Origin of the sequence: Pseudoalteromonas sp. SWYJZ98 (assembly GCF_015864495.1) — a bacterium.
In the GTDB taxonomy this organism is placed as follows: domain Bacteria; phylum Pseudomonadota; class Gammaproteobacteria; order Enterobacterales; family Alteromonadaceae; genus Pseudoalteromonas; species Pseudoalteromonas distincta.
The window spans coordinates 189664-205082 of sequence record NZ_JADYXA010000004.1 but is presented as its reverse complement, the minus strand read 5'-3'; the positions used below and the strand labels follow the sequence as shown (position 1 = coordinate 205082).

Sequence of the window (15419 nt, the reverse complement as noted above, 5' to 3'; positions counted from 1 at the left end):
ATGACAGCAAACTTTACACCTCTTATTACTGCGCTTGAAGACGCGCCAATTTTAAAAAATGAACTGTGTCGTGTTTTTCATGGCCGAGGCCACAGCGTCGAAGCATTAAGCCATATTAATTTAGACTTTTACCCACCCAGTTTGTTTTTGGTTTCGTACGATGAAATTGACGAGCAAACACTAAGCGAGCTCACCAATGTTGTGTGGCAGTGGGCGCAAGAAAACCAGCCAGAGCTTATTACGTCACTTGTGTACCAGCAACGTGCTGGCGTACAAAGCCAAAACACCGTGGTTTATGGGCAATTACCTAACCCACATGTTGTAACCGAAAATGGCATTCGCTTTTTGGTTGATTTACAAAGCCGCCAAAATACCGGAATATTTCCCGATATGCGCAGCGGCCGTGAATTTGTAATGGCTAACAGCAAGCATGGCAAAGTGCTTAATTTGTTTTCGTATACATGTGGGTTTTCGCTTGCCGCCATGCAAGGCGGGGCAGATCATGTGATGAACATGGATATGAGCAAAGGCGTGCTTAAAGTCGGCAAGCAAAACCATCAGCTAAATGGTTTTGAGCGCGGCGTAAGTTTTTTACCTCACGATATTTTAAAATCGTTTGGAAAACTAAAAAAAGCAGCCCCGTTTGATTTAATAGTAGTTGATCCGCCAAGCTTTCAAAAAGGCAGCTTTATATTAACTAAAGACTATCAAAAAGTGCTGCGCAGGTTACCAGAGCTACTTTGCGATACTACACAATTACTATTGTGTGCTAATAGCCCAGAGCTTAGCGAAGATGCGTTTAAAGCATTAATAAACGAGAACACCCAAGGCGCAATTGAATTTGTTGAGCGCCTAGCCCCCACCGAGCGTTTTATTGAAGTAGACAGCGACAAAAGTTTAAAAGCGCTTGTCTATAAAACGTCACAAACACCTGCTTAAATGAAGCTCAGTAAACGCCTAACTGCCATTGATAAATTAATTTCGCAGCATCACGATATTATTTGGGATTGTTGCTGCGACCATGGTTATTTAGGCATGGCGCTATTAAAACGCGCAGCTGCAAACCACGTTATTTTTGTAGATATAGTCGCCACTTTAATGAACGACCTAGAAGCGCAATTATCATCTATTAATAAATTACAAAAAACCTGTAATAAAAACCCGCAGTGGCAGGTCTTGTGTCAGGATGTAGGCAAAATAGAAATTGCTCAAAGTAAAAGCCAAGTAGTTGTAATAGCAGGTGTTGGCGGTGAGCTGTTGTTAAGTTTAGTACAACAAATCATTGCTAATAACGCAGTTGAGCATTTAAATAATGTTCGGTTTATTTTATGCCCAGTGCATCACACTTATAAGTTGCGAGTGGGTTTAAAACAACTCGGTTTAGGGCTTAAAAGTGAACAAATAGTTTACGACAACAAACGTTTTTATGAAGTGATTGAAGTGAGCTTTAGTACCAATAATGAAATTAGCCATACAGGCAACAAAATGTGGGACTTTGCTAGTACAGAGCACGCTATGTACCAACGACAACTCATAAATCATTATAATAAAATGCTCAATAAAGATAAGCCATACTATCAAAAAGTTATAACAGACTATCAAGAACTCATCGATAGTTAAAAAAGCCCAAAAGTAGGGCGTACATGTGATCTAATTACGACATTGACGACGTAATGTGTTCATAGTTTATATCGCACAACGCGAGTTTATTTGGTTTATTTATGTCAGATAACAAGAGTCACATTAATCATTTGCTTAGCAATGAGCAAAAATGGCAACACAGTTATGAGCAACCTATTTCTTATGCACCCCTTGTGCAATTAGCTAATAGTAGTTGGGTGGTGCCACAGCATTTTTTACGTTACAAGCATACGCTTCAAAGTGTAAACGAAGTACTTGAGAGTATTGAGTTTTCGGCTCACTTTAGGGTGCTCGCTGCACAAAAAGGTGAAGAAATCTATCTGCAAGTAGCAGTGCTGAGCCCCGATAACTACCAAAAAAGCGCATCTACTAACGAAGGCAAGGCCAAAAAACTATTATTTGGCAGACGCTGGATTGTAGAGGAAAACTTACCTACTTCAGAACTTATTCAAACCGCATTTTTAGCGTTAAAAGTAGCGCGTGAACACGAAGTAAGAGAGCTTTTTCAGTTAACGCAACACCATGCAACGAGTACACCTTTTAATAATCATCACGACTTACCTGTTATGGCGCAAAATCCAGAACTTGTGAAAGGACGCTGTGTACAAACATCAGTTAATGAGTTACTAAAACGTGTTGTGTTTGCAGGTGCAAACGTTACATTACAAGGTCATCAGCAAATAGCAGGGCAACACCTATACACCGTTGAGTTGTTATGTAACGAGTGTCAGTTAAGTGAATTTAATAACAAGACTATTTCGTTTTTAAGGTCTGACTCGTCAGCTAATAGCTTTTTACATGGGTTTATTGCAGCCCTTGTTGCGACAAGCAATGAATACGTAAACGAGCAGTTTAAATACAAAGGTTTTGCCCGTTTTAGTAAGCACGTAGTGGTTGAACAAATAGGTAACCTAAGTATCGCTATGCGCTCGCCAAGTACCGTAGGGCTTTGCTCTATGGGTAAGCAACATGCTAATCAGTTAAACTTTGAGATAGACAGTGGGCGAGCACCACAGGGCTGTGGGCAAGCTATTGGAGGGTTTTTAGCTGCTCACGGCATTGAGCAGCCAGAAAATGCGCATTTATATCCAAATTACTTATAGCAACTTAAAGTTTATTAATTTCATCTTTAACGTTAAAGCTTGAATCAGTAACAATAGCCTCAAGTGTTTGTACACGCTCTTTTAATGCAAGCACTTGTGCGTTTGTTTCAGCTAATTGTTTATGGGCATCGCTGTTGTTGTTTTGCATTTTATGCTTAAACTCAAGATGCTTTTTATACATATCGTAAACTACTCCTGAGCCAACCGAAATTAGCACAATAAGTACAATCATAATGGTTATTATAAAAGTATAGCTAAGTTTCTAAATTGTGTATCATCTAGGTAAGTCAGATATTGAAGTTAATTTTATGAACTTAAAACCAGCATATTTCTATACTCGCATTTCATCAAAAGCTCAAATTTCAGGTGAAGGAATTAATAGGCAAGAAGATTTTATAACAAAATTCTTAGATGGTATTAATAACAATAGCGAAGGTAATGTTCAATATATTCAATCCAAAATAATCAATGATAGTGGTGTATCTGCCTATGATGGTTCAAACATCTTAGATGGCGAATTAGGCAAATTCATTATTGATGCTGAAAACGGAAAAATTGAACAAGGATCGTTATTAATTTTAGAAGCACTTGATAGGTTATCTAGACAGAAAATTAGCGAAAGCCGAAAGCTAATTCAGCGGATTTTCGATGCAGGTATCAAAATTGCGATAGTAAAATACAATATTATTTTTGATGACTCATCATCAAATGAAATAGGTGCGGATCTTTTAGTTACAGCGGGCTTACACCTTGCGTTTATGGAATCTGAGCAGAAGTCGGTCAGATTAAGGGACACATTTGCTAGAAAACGAGAAAAAATAGCAAATGGAATTGCTGTTAAAAATTCTCATATGCCTTTTTGGTTAACCTATGAGAACAACAACTTCACTCTATTACCAGAACAAGTAAAACATGTGAAATTGATCTTTAAGTTAAGACTTGAGGGAATGGGTCTACACTCCATAACTCGTTATTTTAATGAAAATAACCTTAAACTTGCGGGGAATAAAAGTAACAGCAAACATCAACTAAATTCAACAAGAGTTACTGATATATTAAAGCATCGTGGTGTCTATGGTGCTTATGAGATCTTTAAAAACGAATACACAACTACTCGTAAGAGGATCTCGACTGGCGAGATTATAGAAAACTACTACCCAGTTATTATAAGTAAAGAAGATTTTGATAATGTTCAGGGTATGTTTGAGGGTAAACGTAACATTAGAAAAGTTGTAAACATATTTTCAGGACTTACTAAATGTTCTTGTTGTGGTAATAACTACGGCTATTTCAAACAATCGGATAAACAAACCTTTCTTCGTTGTGCCAGTATGAGCCAACCTAAAAATATAAATGAAAAATGTAAAAATGGTTCAATAAATTATGAAAAAGTAATCCTACCTAATTTCATAAACTACTTTGGAAATTATGACTTTAGGGAACTATTAAAAGATACAAACGACAACGGTTTAATAATTGATCTTGAGAACAAACTCAATGTTAAATTAGATGATAAGAAAAAAATTACAAAAAATAAAAATTACTATGACACTTTGATGTCGTCTTACATTGAAAATGATGATCTTGAATCAATAGATGAAACTAGAAAAACAGTTTTAGCACTCTCAAGGAAAAGACAGAAAATTAATGAAGATATAAAAGATATTGAATCAAAATTAGTAATTTTCAAAAGAAACGCTGATCTTGATCTAGTCCTTAACTCTATAAAAGATATAAATAAATTAGATTTTACAGATGAAAGAAATAGAGTTTTATATAATGAAACTTTGAAAAGATTTATCGACAAAATTGAACTAACGAAAGTCAAAAGATCTGCTAAAGCCAAAATTCATTATAAAACTGGCTTTGTTGTAGAGTTATTTCTTCCTCATAAGGAATATGAGCAACAAAAGTTTGATAGTTTAGCTTTGTTATATAAAGCACAAGATAACGCATACAACGCGCTTACAGCATTTAGTAACCCTTAAAACTTGATACTTTTAAAGCTATGGTAACTGTACGATACCTACCTTTGATGAACCATAAATAATAGTACACAATGTTGTTTTGAGTGTTAAACGTTGTTGTTAGTAATTTTTAGAACCTTACTTGATTATTCGGGTAAGGTTTTTTTTTGCATTTTTTCTAGGAAGGGTTACAACACGTTGACGCGAACTATACACCAACAGTCAAAAGCTAATTTATTCATTTTTGGATAGTCCCCTAAAATAATAACTTCATTATTCTTCACGTTGTTTAAAACAGACAGGTAGTGCAAATGCAAATAAGCACATTACCGTTATAACAATCGCTACATACTTTGAATAACAGACAGTGACCAAGTTGTGTTGTAACCCTCTTTCACCCTCACAATAATATTTATGCGCTTTATATTGGGCTGTCCTTGCGAGTGATTGGAAACTAAAAAAGCTTCAGCAAACCATTCTTTCATTATTAACGCGAATAAGTGACATAAAGCTAAGCAGGAGAATCTTTATTCAAAGGATATTGTATTTGTTTTTATAAAAATATGAGCATATAGTATTAGCTAAGGTGGCTTAGAGTAGAGAAAGTTGTTTTATACAATCAAAAGCCCGCTAAAATTTATCTTTTTGTTTTGATGAAGATTGCAAGGAATGCACTGCAAAAATTAAGCTACACTTAATTAGCGTATTACTATTCACTCCATTCCTTCAGGTTTCATCTCTTATATTACAAATACAGCGAATACTTTCACCCATTCAGTTAGTTAGCTAGTTAATTGAATTTAAATTGGAGCTTTCTTAATGATAGAAATTAAATATGAATTTAAAAATAAAGTCGGTAGCTTGAAGCTACATAAAATAACGGATTTTTCAAATAAAGAGGAGGTACTTGATAGCTTGGGCAGCAGTTCGTTGGAAGAAGCTATATTTGAGGAAGTTTTATCAATATTAGATCCTGATGTAGATACTATCCAACCTATGCACTGCAATGATAGAGGAGCAAAAAGAGAGAGTTTAACCTTACCATCCGAAGCTGAAAGACTCGGTTTTTCAAAATTAGTTGCGACAATAGACGGTAATGAAATATTTATACTCATTTAGGTATAGATTCAAAGTAAAGATAAATTCATACTTTTAAGTAATATAATTTACTAAACAATTGGTTACTTGAATAATTAATAACTTTTCGTACAAGGAATAAAAGTGAATATTAAAGGAATTTTAAGTAAATGTTTTTTAATTTTATCAGCTGTTTTTTTGCAAGCGTGTGGCTCAGGTGAAAAAACATTCACTACAGAACAAATATGTACTGCTACCATAGCTGCAACTATGGGGCGTGATCCATCAATAATTCAGGTTGATTCATTTAAGAATAATACAGTTTTCCTTTCATACTCACGCCAAGGAGATGGAAAACACTGGAAGTACCGTTGTAAATTAGACGGTAATAGAGCTATTTGGGCTTCAGATTCTGGGCGGTGGCGAACAGATAAATATGACTCAAAGATAATTTTTTCAGAAAATGGTGATAAGTTGAGCATTACTGAAAAGTATTCTGACGGGTCAGGAGGTACAAAGCATTACTCAATATCTCAATTAAGTAACTATTCCCAGCCCAATAATTAAAAGTGGTTAATATTTGACTTTTTAAATATGAAAAAGGAGTTTTTGTGAAATATTTAGTTGCAGTGATTTTGTTATTTAGCACTCAAAGTTCGTACGCTAAAAGGATTGATTGTGAGCATGAAGCTTTTTTGCTTTCTACTACTATTTTGAACCATATATCAAAACAATTGGAATATGCAGAATTTATAGATGACCAGAATTTGAGCGATATTAATAGTTTTGGCGTATTTCAATCTATTATTAATAAAAGAAATTCTATCAAAAGGTCTGTCGAGAGATTCCCTGATATAGAAAGTCCACGAAGAATAGGAAAAAAAAGATTAAAAAGAAGTTGTCCTGAATTCAAAAGTATTTTTCATAGATCTTTCATGTCTGGATTGAACCGATTAGAATCTAAAGAATTTCTTTCAAAGAGAACTAGCCCGAAAACTATAAATCAACTACTAGCAGGTAATGCCTTACAAAGAGAGAAGACTAAAGATAAAAGTGCGTATTTTGGTTTTACTGGCTATCAAGATTTTATCGATTACCTAAATAATGCGGTAATTAAAGTAGATACTCAATCTGAAATGGTTCTTAGTAAGTTGAAAGGTGAAATAAAAAGTAAAGAAAATAAGTTGAAAAAAGCTAAAGCTCAAAATGATGAATTAGCAAAGCATGTTAAGAATGAAGAACGATTAAAGAAACAAGAATATGCAGAAGAAAAGCGATTAGCACTACTAAAAGAGAGACAAAAGAAAGCAAAAAATAATATAAAAAGAGGTTCAGGTTTTTTGAAAAGCGAATCGCTCTATTGCTATAGTGATAATTATTTTGATCTACAAATGAGTCTACTAGCTCAGAATATTTTAACTATTTCTGAAGGCTGCTTTACTTCATCAGGTCATGAGGATGTTATCTTAGAAGACATACAAATGTTCAGTGGTGAGTGCGTATTAATAAGGGTGCATGACAGAAAAAAAATCTGGTCAACATGCGAAAGTTATGAAAGTTACTAATCTAAGATTAAGCTAGAACTGGGAACTTGCTCTAAGTTTGGTATATAACGATAAGAGCGCTTTTTGAAGATAGATCAAGTCATCAAAAATAATTTAGTAAACTTTTATTTTCCATAAACAATTTGTTAGGTTTGTGAGTGAACCTAACAAATTTTTTATGGAAAAGCATACTAAACATAAGAATAGTCTAAACCCAATTTAGAACTATTTAATGATTAGGCTCTAGACTACTCACTCCATCCTTTTAGCTCCAATAAAGTACCATCTTTATCTTTTACTTGCTCATAAGTCAACGAGCCATCATATAGCTTGTAGAGTGGTTTTAAAGGGGTTAACTTCTTATCATTTTTCAGAACATCATTATTCACTAAATGAAAGAAAGCTACTATTTTGTCATGCACCATTTTAAGATCTACTTGTTTAGAGTGTTGCAAAAATTTTGTAATTTCATACGCAGTAAATACGTCTTCAACAGTGTAAAAACCGCTACCATCTTGTTTCTTCATTAGTTGATAATGGCTTAACATTAAATCTAGAATCGCTGGTAGTGAATAAAGCATGTTGTATCGAACCATGTTTAAATAATGGTATGTAAACCAGTGTAATGATTCATTAATGGGAATGTTTAAGGGTTTTGTGTGTATATTCATTTTGTTTACCTATCGGAATTGAGCTTTTAGAAAATAAAATAAATGCTCTAAAATCAAATATTTTGATGTTTTTTGATCTATTGCAATGTTCAAAACAGTATGATCGAATCTTAGGCCATAGCGTTTTAATATTAATGTAACAATCGCTTGCTTTGAATAATCTTGACAATATTGATCGTATAGATTGTTCAAATTGGCATGATTCGTTTCATCTTTTGCATAGAATCTTAATCTATTATTTTTTGTGTACATTATATTAAACCTATTCTGTAAGGGTTAAAATAATGTCAGTGAGTTTGAATACGTTAAAACAACATGGTTGATCGTTACCGAATTGGTGTTCGTATTCTGCACAAACTTGTTCAACTGTTACACTAATATTTAAACCAAGTAAGATAGTTTTAATTGCACGTTCTGCTTCATTATTATCATGTAGTTCGTGTTGAAAATACGTACAAACTTTATTTAAAATGTATTCTTTTTTACCTTTATTATTTTTCTGCATAGCCAAACCTATTTAATTTTTTATTATTCTCTAAAATCTGTTCTTTAATTTTCTGTATTTTTTGAATCTCTTCTTGTAAATTTTCCTTTGAAAGAAACGTTGATTTTTCTTGTTCAGATTTTAAAAATTCATAAATCTGTTTTAATTTATTATTGTTCATGTTCAACACCATTTAATAAGTTTTCTAATTCTTCGAGTAGTTGTTCTAGTGTTTCTTTAGAACTCTCACAGAATAAAATCTTTTGTTTTAAACTCTCTTTATATTGGTGTAAGAGTTCTATTAATTTTTCATTTTCCATAATACTAACTTTTCATTTTTTATAATTTAAACCAAACTTTTTTACCTTCATTCACACTTTCAGGTAGAATATTTTTTTCATGATCTGTAGGAATGCCACCAGCTTTATTTTTAGTTTTTAAAACACGTCTAGCTTTAATTTTATCGTCAAGTTTTTTCTTCAACTCTTTAATTTTATCTTTGCGGCTTTCTACATCTTCACTAATAAAAACGTGTTGAATATTTTTAATGTCTTCATTAATTGCGGGTAGTACGTGTTCTTCACATATTGAATTAAATAGTTCTTGAGACTTGATTTTAAAATCTTCTTTAAGTTCTCCACTTTCTGTAAAAATACTCATCATTCACCCATTTTGTTTAATAAATTCTCTTCTTGACTAATCATTAATTCTAGTGCTGCAATCTCACTATCTAGTTTTTGAATGGTTTTAGAATCTTCTGCCATAACATTGAAAAATTTTGATTTTTCTTGTTCGTGAGTATCTAGAACACGTTCAAATATGGTGTTTATCGTTTTCTCTAACAATGATTTTGAAAGTGTTTCACCCTCAAGAATATTTGATAAACCAGTTTCAATGTCCTTTCTTAATTTTAATAAATCCATGATTAAAGCCCGTATTGTAAATCTCGATTAATGTTCTCTAGCTCACGTTTAATAATCGTGTTGTATACAAGGTTTGACCGTGTAATAAGATTATCTGTCATGTACAAACGTAATATTTCACGTTCACGGTCTGTTAGTTTTAATCTTGCATGAATAGTTTTTTCAACTTCTTTTTGTGGTGTTGCGAATACTTCTTGTTCATCTTCAATAAACATACTGTTGTTACCTATCATTAATTATTCTTTGATTATCTTATTAATAATCTTCTTATTATTATTTATGTAAGTTTTTTACATTGAATAAGTGGGGCATTTAGTAGCAATAAAAAGTTATATAAATAGTTTTATAAGGAATATTTTCCCTCACACAAAACAGAAAGGTAAACAAAATGATTAAGAAGAATAAGAACCAGCAAGTACAAGAAGAATTAAACACAATATTAGTTGGTAATGATTTAATGATGTTGAGTATTGCAAAACACGGATACACGAATAATATTAAAACCAAGAATAGTGGGCAGTTTTTACATTATCTAGAAAACTATTGTAAGCGAAATGAAGAGTATAAAAAGAAGGTTAATTCAAAAGTTCTGAACGAATACACGAAGATTAAAGAAAAGATTCTAGAACAGTATTATCATACAAAAGACAGCTTGAATATTCAGGTTCATTTTAATGATAAGGAAAAAGTATCTATTCTTTATAGTACAAGATTAAAAAATAATGCGATCACGTTACAATTAATACTAGAATCTATCGTTCATGGTGTCTCTGAAAAGTTAAGCGAATATAGCTCAAGTTCAGTAGATGCACCTAAAAATAGTGTGTTACTATCATCAAAATTGCCAATTTTAATGTACAACCTAGTGAGCTTTGATTATAAACTTGATGCAAATTTACTTACTATTAAGAACATTAAATTGAAACCACCAGCAACAGTTTATAATAAAGACGTTGATTATTTTTATGATAATACAGATGCATGTAAACCATTGTTAGAAACGGCACAGAATATTAATAAACTAGGGTTTGTATGATGCATAAAAAAAGCTTGTCTGAATAATCAAACAAGCTTTTTATGCATAAGGTTAAATTGATAAAATGAAAGAAATCAATTCATTATTATTTATGATAAATATTAGTGGATTTAACCGCGAATTGTCCAAAGAATAAATGAAACCCTTGTGTAGTGATAATGCACAGGGTTTTTTTATGTCTAAAATTAAGTATTTGTTGTTTTTATAACTTTTGGTTATATACACCTGTTATAAACCACCTATGCATCAACACCTCCTGTATAATAAATGACAAGCGAATGAATTATAAGGGATTATTTACCACTCTACAGCCCAGTAAATACGGGCATGTTAGTGTTTACTTACCCCCTTTACAGTTTGATTTTGCGTTGATTCCACAAAAAACAGGGTCAAACAACGTTTGCTGACTGTTAATTGTACAGTGGGAAAATATTATTGATTCTAAGTTGTTGATTTTAATGCTTATTTAAAAATATTCTAAGGGTTTTTGTAAAACACGAAAAAACTCTTATATATATTAGTATCAGCACAAAAAAGTGCTTTTTTTAAAAAATAAAAACTACTTAATAGGTAACAAAAATGACAAAACAAAGAATACATTTATTTAAGGATTTAAACAACTTATTGAAGCTTAAACAGCTTTGGGACAGTGGACAATATAATAAAACAGAGCTTGCTAAAAAGTTCAATACAAGCGTTCCAACTATTTTAAGAGCAATAAAAAAGGTTGAATCGTTAGGCTAAACCACCAGCGACAAAAAAGAGAATTTAAAAATAATATCCCTTGATGGGGCAGCATAATAATTAATTATCCGATGGAGGGTAAAAACAGGTAAACACAAATGAAATTAGTAAACACTATTGAATACTTTAAATTAAATGAGAATGGAGAACTGGACGTATTTTTTGAAGGCATAAAAAAAGAGCTTAACGCCCCAGCCAAGGTAGTTAAAAGCTCTCTTCAAAACACTATTGTTAACACTTCTGCTAACAGTAATATTTATAGAGAAAAAAACCAACGCGAAAAACTGCAATTAATTGACGGTGGAGTCGGTGTAGGCAAGACCACGATGATGCTCAAAGAAACTATTAGAACTATGCTTGCTGGTGGTGTTGTAGTTTACGGCACACACTCAATTGAAGCACAGGTTGAACGTTCTGTAGAGCTACAAAACGAGATCCAAAATTATATTAATGCTGGTGTAAAGAAACTTAAAGGTGCAGCACATTGTGGAAAAGTGGCTGACAAAGTTGAAAAATTAAAAGCACTATTAAACCGTGTAAAAATGGTTTCATCAAAAGATCTTGATAATGGTTTAACAGTGGATTCAATGTTTCAAAATGTTATGAGTGAATTGAAACTACAACCTAACACAGGTGCTTGTGTATTGGTTACTAACGTTGCTGTAAGACTCATTAACTTTGATGCACTATCAAACAACAATGACTTACTAGTTTTAGACGATGATGTAACACCATTTAGCATGTATAAAGCTTTTGATAAACATAACTTAAATGAGGTTGAAATAGTTAAAGCATGTTTCAAAACTGAGGTTGTTAAAGTTGATGATAATGAATCAATTTTAAAAATAAATGGTAAAGCTGACCAATTCGGTGAGTTAATTAAAGACATTGAAAGAAAGAACAGCACTAATACAAAGTTTACAGCAGAGATTAAAAAAGTTGCTCACATCATAGATAAAGAAAAGAACAATGATTTATTTTTTAGAATCTTTAAAAATAAACAAAGTTCATACAACGTAGAGCAATTTTCTAAATTATCTCAAAATGTTTTTGAACACTTTAAAAAGGTTTATGCACTTTCTGAAAATGTGAAAAATGATAACACCGCTGTTTATTCTTGGTTAAAAGAGGGTGTGAAATATGATTGCACCATGCTTACATACGATAGTGAAAAACGCGGTAAAAAGTTTCTGTATGGTGCGGATAATAAACCTATGATCAGAATTGCTTCAATAGCTGGTGAAAATAAGTTTACCATTGCTAAAGCTACCAACGATCAACAAGGTTATGTGAAAGTGACGGACTATATTAATAATCTAGGTTCTATTGTTGAAGGTGTTATGTTCAGTAAAAATAACCGTGTTCATGAAACAGCATTTAATAATCTTAAATGTGCTTTTGATACTGTTTCTACGATCACACGTGGTAGAAACGATTTAACACATAATAACGTTATGCTTAACTATGGCTTGAACAAGGTAGATAACTACACTGGTAGCGCTTTAAATAGTTTACATGGTGTGTCTATGGATGAACTGGATCAACAGGTAACAATATCTGCACAGGTTCAAAATATTGGTCGTGGTGCATTAAGAACAACTCAATCTAAACCAGTTGTTTTAATCTTTCCTGACAATGAAACAGCACGTGCAAGTATGATCCGTTATGCTAAATCATACCCTGAACTACAACCTTTCGTGGATGAACTATTAAGTAACATTGAAGTTATTAACGATGGACAATTTAAAAATGAAAAGAAAGTATACGAAGACGAAAAAACTAAAAAACGTGTAAATTATTTAAAAAGTGTACATGGTGAAGAAACCGTACAATCATTTATAGAACAACATGGTGTGAATACTGCTATTGATCATTTTGGTAAATTGAACGTTGACGAAAAAGAGCTTAAAAAAAACGTTACCAAAATTGCACAAAAAGTTAGAAAAATAATGAAAGCAAGCATAGTTAAACAAGCGGCTGAAAAAATTGGATTAAATGAGTTCATTGAAAAATGTGAAAATCTTAAAACTAAAGCTATTGCTGAACTTGTTAAAAATATTAATGCTGGTGGTGAAGTTGTTGAAACAGTAGGTGAAACGGTTCTAGAAGTTGTTTCACCTACTATCGAAAAAACTTCATCTACAATAGAGAATTTTAAAAATAAAATTTTGAAAAATAAAAGCAATAGTGATTCAGACGTTTCACATACTAAGGCTGTAGAGTTCGGCAAAGTGGAATCAAAAATGTATTCTAATATTAATGAAGATCTTAAAAATCTTGCAACTAAGTTTGATAATGGTGCTAAAGAAACTCAATTTTCAATGCCTAGTGCAGTTGCTTTTTCTTATTAATGAGGGAATATTAAATGTAAAAAGGGATAGATTTTTAGTCGGTTCTGTATAAGGGGAAACTATCATTGAACGACTAAAAATCTATCCCCTATGAATGAGGGAATATTATTGGACTAATTAATTAATCGGTTGTGATCTTTATTCATAAACGATGAAGAAAAAAGGAATTATTTACAAGCTACGTAGTAGCGCAGTGGTTGAGTGAAACGAAACTATATTATACATTATCTAGTTTCACTACGTTCAACGACTGCGACCTTTACAGGTCTTGTGTTAATTGGTTTTGTAGTTCTATGTATTAATAGGGAATATTAAAGGGATAGATTTTTAGTCGGTTCTGTATAAGGGGAACTATTAATTGAACGGCTAAAAATCTATCCCCTATGAAGAGGGACTATTATATTAATCGGTTTAGATCTTTATTCTGAATAGGTGAAAAACCAGTTAAATCCAAACTACGCAGTAGTGCAGTTGTAGCGCGTAGCGATACTGTATATTGAATAGATCAGTTAATATCATACACAATCTAGTTTCACTACGTTCAACGACAGCGACCTTTACAGGTCTTGTGGTAATCGGTTCTTTTACTCATTTATGTATAAGGTTAGTTATTAATACACTATCAATTAATATCCCCCTGCTTTTAATTAATAGTTGACAACGTTACATCAATACATTGAAGCATTAAATTAATGTTGGATTTGAGAATTCAATTTTCATCAACATTCACAATTTAATTTAACATGATTGATAACTACACTTTTAGTATTGAGTGTAATTTAAATGATAATGGCAATTTTTTAGTGCATAAAGGTAGCATTGATAATATTTTCTTTAAAATGATTGGCGATCATGATTTAACATTAAAAATAGAGGGGAACGGTTCATACACAATACATGCCGAGTATGAAGAGGATAAACTTTAGTTATTGAATCATAGCCACTCTATCTTATAATACGTCTATTATTCTTAATTCAGGATTGGTTAAATGAAAGTTTTAGATTACCCGAGATATTTTATAGTGCTAAATCGAGGTAGAGAACCACTTGATAGTATGCAATCAAACTTTGTGAGATTGGTTGAACTCATTTCACAACCATTCGAAGAACCATTTTACATTGAAGGTGAAGAACAGTTTTTAATAGAAAAATTAAACAATGATTTTAAAAACGGTTCACTATCAAAAGATGATCTGAAAGCAATGTGCAAGTATATTAACAATCTTATGTATAATGATCTGAATGATTTAGAAGAATCCCTAGATTTTGATAAAATATTGAAAATTGTAAATTCACAATTTTATACATAGTCTTTGAATACTGAAAAAAACTTACATAAATAATTCTATACAAAACAAAAATCAATTTTTTACTTTCATTTAAATTGGTTGGCCTTATGTTTTTATTAAAAAAATCGTAATAAGTAGTCATTCTGTCATCATCAGCAGAATACTTACCTACAGTTCATGCAATGGTATAAGTCATCCATTGCATGAACAAAAAAACCCTATTCAAGTAATATTGAGTAGGGTTTTTTGTATTTTGGCTCTCATTTATTTATTCTCTTTGATTATTTTTAAAGTTAGGCTGGTTTAGACCTGGAATGCATAAGATTGGGAGCTAAAGTGACTAATAGTATTCAGTCAAGTTTGATTAGTTTTAAGCTATCTATGCATAACTATCTTTTTCTGATGCTATATTCTTACCAATCACTAATTTCTGATCAAGCACACACTATGAAATACACTATTTTAATTTTAACTCTTCTATTCGTACCATTGTCAGTAGCAAAAACTTATGGGGATTTGAACGTATCTGAAATTGTAAGTATCTATGATGGAGACACATTTCGAGTTAATCTTGATGGTGACATGCCCC

19 protein-coding genes are annotated in these 15419 nt (G+C 32.1%); 11 read left to right on the top strand and 8 right to left on the bottom strand.

Annotated features, from left to right (window positions below; all coding sequences use genetic code 11):
• From I6F10_RS05075 to I6F10_RS05065, 3 genes are all read left to right on the top strand, one after another.
• A complete protein-coding gene (locus tag I6F10_RS05075; RefSeq protein WP_197098553.1) occupies nt 1-939 on the top strand; it encodes a class I SAM-dependent methyltransferase in 939 nt (312 codons plus the stop codon).
• A complete protein-coding gene (locus tag I6F10_RS05070) occupies nt 940-1620 on the top strand; it encodes a tRNA (adenine(22)-N(1))-methyltransferase TrmK (RefSeq protein WP_197098552.1) in 681 nt (226 codons plus the stop codon).
• 101 nt (nt 1621-1721) lie between these two features.
• Nucleotides 1722-2744, top strand: coding sequence for a hypothetical protein (locus I6F10_RS05065; protein ID WP_197098551.1), 1023 nt, complete (start codon nt 1722-1724; stop codon nt 2742-2744).
• 4 nt (nt 2745-2748) lie between these two features.
• Here the strand turns inward: I6F10_RS05065 and I6F10_RS05060 are convergent, their stop codons facing one another.
• Nucleotides 2749-2976: a hypothetical protein gene (locus I6F10_RS05060; protein ID WP_008172234.1), complete on the bottom strand. Its 228-nt coding sequence runs from the start codon at nt 2974-2976 to the stop codon at nt 2749-2751.
• Between the two features lie 76 nt (nt 2977-3052).
• Between I6F10_RS05060 and I6F10_RS05055 the strand changes: the two genes are divergently transcribed.
• The 4 genes from I6F10_RS05055 to I6F10_RS05040 all read left to right on the top strand — a co-directional run bounded on the left by I6F10_RS05055 (nt 3053) and on the right by I6F10_RS05040 (nt 7353).
• Nucleotides 3053-4732 (top strand): recombinase family protein, encoded by a 1680-nt coding sequence (locus I6F10_RS05055; RefSeq protein ID WP_197098550.1) that lies wholly within the window; start codon nt 3053-3055, stop codon nt 4730-4732.
• Between the two features lie 798 nt (nt 4733-5530).
• On the top strand, nt 5531-5830 hold the full coding sequence (locus I6F10_RS05050) for a hypothetical protein (protein WP_138685303.1): 300 nt from the start codon (nt 5531-5533) through the stop codon (nt 5828-5830).
• Between the two features lie 102 nt (nt 5831-5932).
• Nucleotides 5933-6355, top strand: coding sequence for a hypothetical protein (locus I6F10_RS05045; protein ID WP_138685302.1), 423 nt, complete (start codon nt 5933-5935; stop codon nt 6353-6355).
• Between the two features lie 44 nt (nt 6356-6399).
• Nucleotides 6400-7353 carry a hypothetical protein gene (locus I6F10_RS05040; protein WP_138685301.1) on the top strand — a complete coding sequence of 318 codons (954 nt, stop codon included), beginning with the start codon at nt 6400-6402 and terminating at the stop codon, nt 7351-7353.
• Between the two features lie 227 nt (nt 7354-7580).
• On the opposite strand, the gene I6F10_RS05035 is transcribed toward I6F10_RS05040, so the two are convergent.
• The 7 genes from I6F10_RS05035 to I6F10_RS05005 all read right to left on the bottom strand — a co-directional run bounded on the left by I6F10_RS05035 (nt 7581) and on the right by I6F10_RS05005 (nt 9643).
• A complete protein-coding gene (locus tag I6F10_RS05035) occupies nt 7581-7913 on the bottom strand; it encodes a hypothetical protein (RefSeq protein WP_197098549.1) in 333 nt (110 codons plus the stop codon).
• A gap of 352 nt (nt 7914-8265) precedes the next feature.
• The gene (locus I6F10_RS05030) at nt 8266-8508 is read right to left on the bottom strand and encodes a hypothetical protein (RefSeq protein ID WP_197098548.1); all 243 of its coding nucleotides are present in this window, start codon (nt 8506-8508) and stop codon (nt 8266-8268) included.
• Nucleotides 8495-8668: a hypothetical protein gene (locus I6F10_RS05025; RefSeq protein ID WP_197098547.1), complete on the bottom strand. Its 174-nt coding sequence runs from the start codon at nt 8666-8668 to the stop codon at nt 8495-8497. Before I6F10_RS05025 ends, I6F10_RS05030 begins: the two co-directional genes overlap by 14 nt.
• Nucleotides 8658-8807: a hypothetical protein gene (locus I6F10_RS05020; protein WP_197098546.1), complete on the bottom strand. Its 150-nt coding sequence runs from the start codon at nt 8805-8807 to the stop codon at nt 8658-8660. Before I6F10_RS05020 ends, I6F10_RS05025 begins: the two co-directional genes overlap by 11 nt.
• A gap of 19 nt (nt 8808-8826) precedes the next feature.
• The gene (locus I6F10_RS05015; RefSeq protein WP_197098545.1) at nt 8827-9147 is read right to left on the bottom strand and encodes a hypothetical protein; all 321 of its coding nucleotides are present in this window, start codon (nt 9145-9147) and stop codon (nt 8827-8829) included.
• Nucleotides 9147-9410, bottom strand: a complete 264-nt coding sequence (locus I6F10_RS05010) for a hypothetical protein (RefSeq protein ID WP_197098544.1) — start codon at nt 9408-9410, stop codon at nt 9147-9149. Before I6F10_RS05010 ends, I6F10_RS05015 begins: the two co-directional genes overlap by 1 nt.
• Nucleotides 9411-9412: 2 nt before the next feature.
• Entirely contained in the window at nt 9413-9643 is a 231-nt protein-coding gene (locus I6F10_RS05005) for a hypothetical protein (RefSeq protein ID WP_197098543.1), read from the bottom strand.
• Nucleotides 9644-9798: 155 nt separating this feature from the next.
• Between I6F10_RS05005 and I6F10_RS05000 the strand changes: the two genes are divergently transcribed.
• The 4 genes from I6F10_RS05000 to I6F10_RS04985 all read left to right on the top strand — a co-directional run bounded on the left by I6F10_RS05000 (nt 9799) and on the right by I6F10_RS04985 (nt 14851).
• Nucleotides 9799-10446 (top strand): hypothetical protein, encoded by a 648-nt coding sequence (locus tag I6F10_RS05000; RefSeq protein ID WP_197098542.1) that lies wholly within the window; start codon nt 9799-9801, stop codon nt 10444-10446.
• Between the two features lie 579 nt (nt 10447-11025).
• Nucleotides 11026-11190: a hypothetical protein gene (locus I6F10_RS04995; RefSeq protein WP_160289074.1), complete on the top strand. Its 165-nt coding sequence runs from the start codon at nt 11026-11028 to the stop codon at nt 11188-11190.
• Between the two features lie 98 nt (nt 11191-11288).
• Nucleotides 11289-13541, top strand: coding sequence for a hypothetical protein (locus tag I6F10_RS04990; protein ID WP_197098541.1), 2253 nt, complete (start codon nt 11289-11291; stop codon nt 13539-13541).
• Nucleotides 13542-14530: 989 nt separating this feature from the next.
• Nucleotides 14531-14851 carry a hypothetical protein gene (locus I6F10_RS04985; protein WP_197098540.1) on the top strand — a complete coding sequence of 107 codons (321 nt, stop codon included), beginning with the start codon at nt 14531-14533 and terminating at the stop codon, nt 14849-14851.
• Nucleotides 14852-15419 lie beyond the last annotated feature (568 nt).

Coding starts and splice junctions, on each gene's coding strand:
- I6F10_RS04990 (WP_197098541.1), top strand. CDS start 11,289: ATGAAATTAGTAAACACTATTGAATACTTTAAATTAAATGAGAATGGA.
- I6F10_RS05075 (WP_197098553.1), top strand. CDS start 1: ATGACAGCAAACTTTACACCTCTTATTACTGCGCTTGAAGACGCGCCA.
- I6F10_RS05035 (WP_197098549.1), bottom strand. CDS start 7,913: ATGCTTTATTCACTACCAGCGATTCTAGATTTAATGTTAAGCCATTAT.
- I6F10_RS05000 (WP_197098542.1), top strand. CDS start 9,799: ATGATTAAGAAGAATAAGAACCAGCAAGTACAAGAAGAATTAAACACA.
- I6F10_RS05030 (WP_197098548.1), bottom strand. CDS start 8,508: ATGCAGAAAAATAATAAAGGTAAAAAAGAATACATTTTAAATAAAGTT.
- I6F10_RS05055 (WP_197098550.1), top strand. CDS start 3,053: ATGAACTTAAAACCAGCATATTTCTATACTCGCATTTCATCAAAAGCT.
- I6F10_RS05020 (WP_197098546.1), bottom strand. CDS start 8,807: ATGGAAAATGAAAAATTAATAGAACTCTTACACCAATATAAAGAGAGT.
- I6F10_RS04995 (WP_160289074.1), top strand. CDS start 11,026: ATGACAAAACAAAGAATACATTTATTTAAGGATTTAAACAACTTATTG.
- I6F10_RS05015 (WP_197098545.1), bottom strand. CDS start 9,147: ATGAGTATTTTTACAGAAAGTGGAGAACTTAAAGAAGATTTTAAAATC.
- I6F10_RS05010 (WP_197098544.1), bottom strand. CDS start 9,410: ATGGATTTATTAAAATTAAGAAAGGACATTGAAACTGGTTTATCAAAT.
- I6F10_RS05070 (WP_197098552.1), top strand. CDS start 940: ATGAAGCTCAGTAAACGCCTAACTGCCATTGATAAATTAATTTCGCAG.
- I6F10_RS05065 (WP_197098551.1), top strand. CDS start 1,722: ATGTCAGATAACAAGAGTCACATTAATCATTTGCTTAGCAATGAGCAA.
- I6F10_RS05060 (WP_008172234.1), bottom strand. CDS start 2,976: ATGATTGTACTTATTGTGCTAATTTCGGTTGGCTCAGGAGTAGTTTAC.
- I6F10_RS05050 (WP_138685303.1), top strand. CDS start 5,531: ATGATAGAAATTAAATATGAATTTAAAAATAAAGTCGGTAGCTTGAAG.
- I6F10_RS05005 (WP_197098543.1), bottom strand. CDS start 9,643: ATGATAGGTAACAACAGTATGTTTATTGAAGATGAACAAGAAGTATTC.
- I6F10_RS04985 (WP_197098540.1), top strand. CDS start 14,531: ATGAAAGTTTTAGATTACCCGAGATATTTTATAGTGCTAAATCGAGGT.
- I6F10_RS05025 (WP_197098547.1), bottom strand. CDS start 8,668: ATGAACAATAATAAATTAAAACAGATTTATGAATTTTTAAAATCTGAA.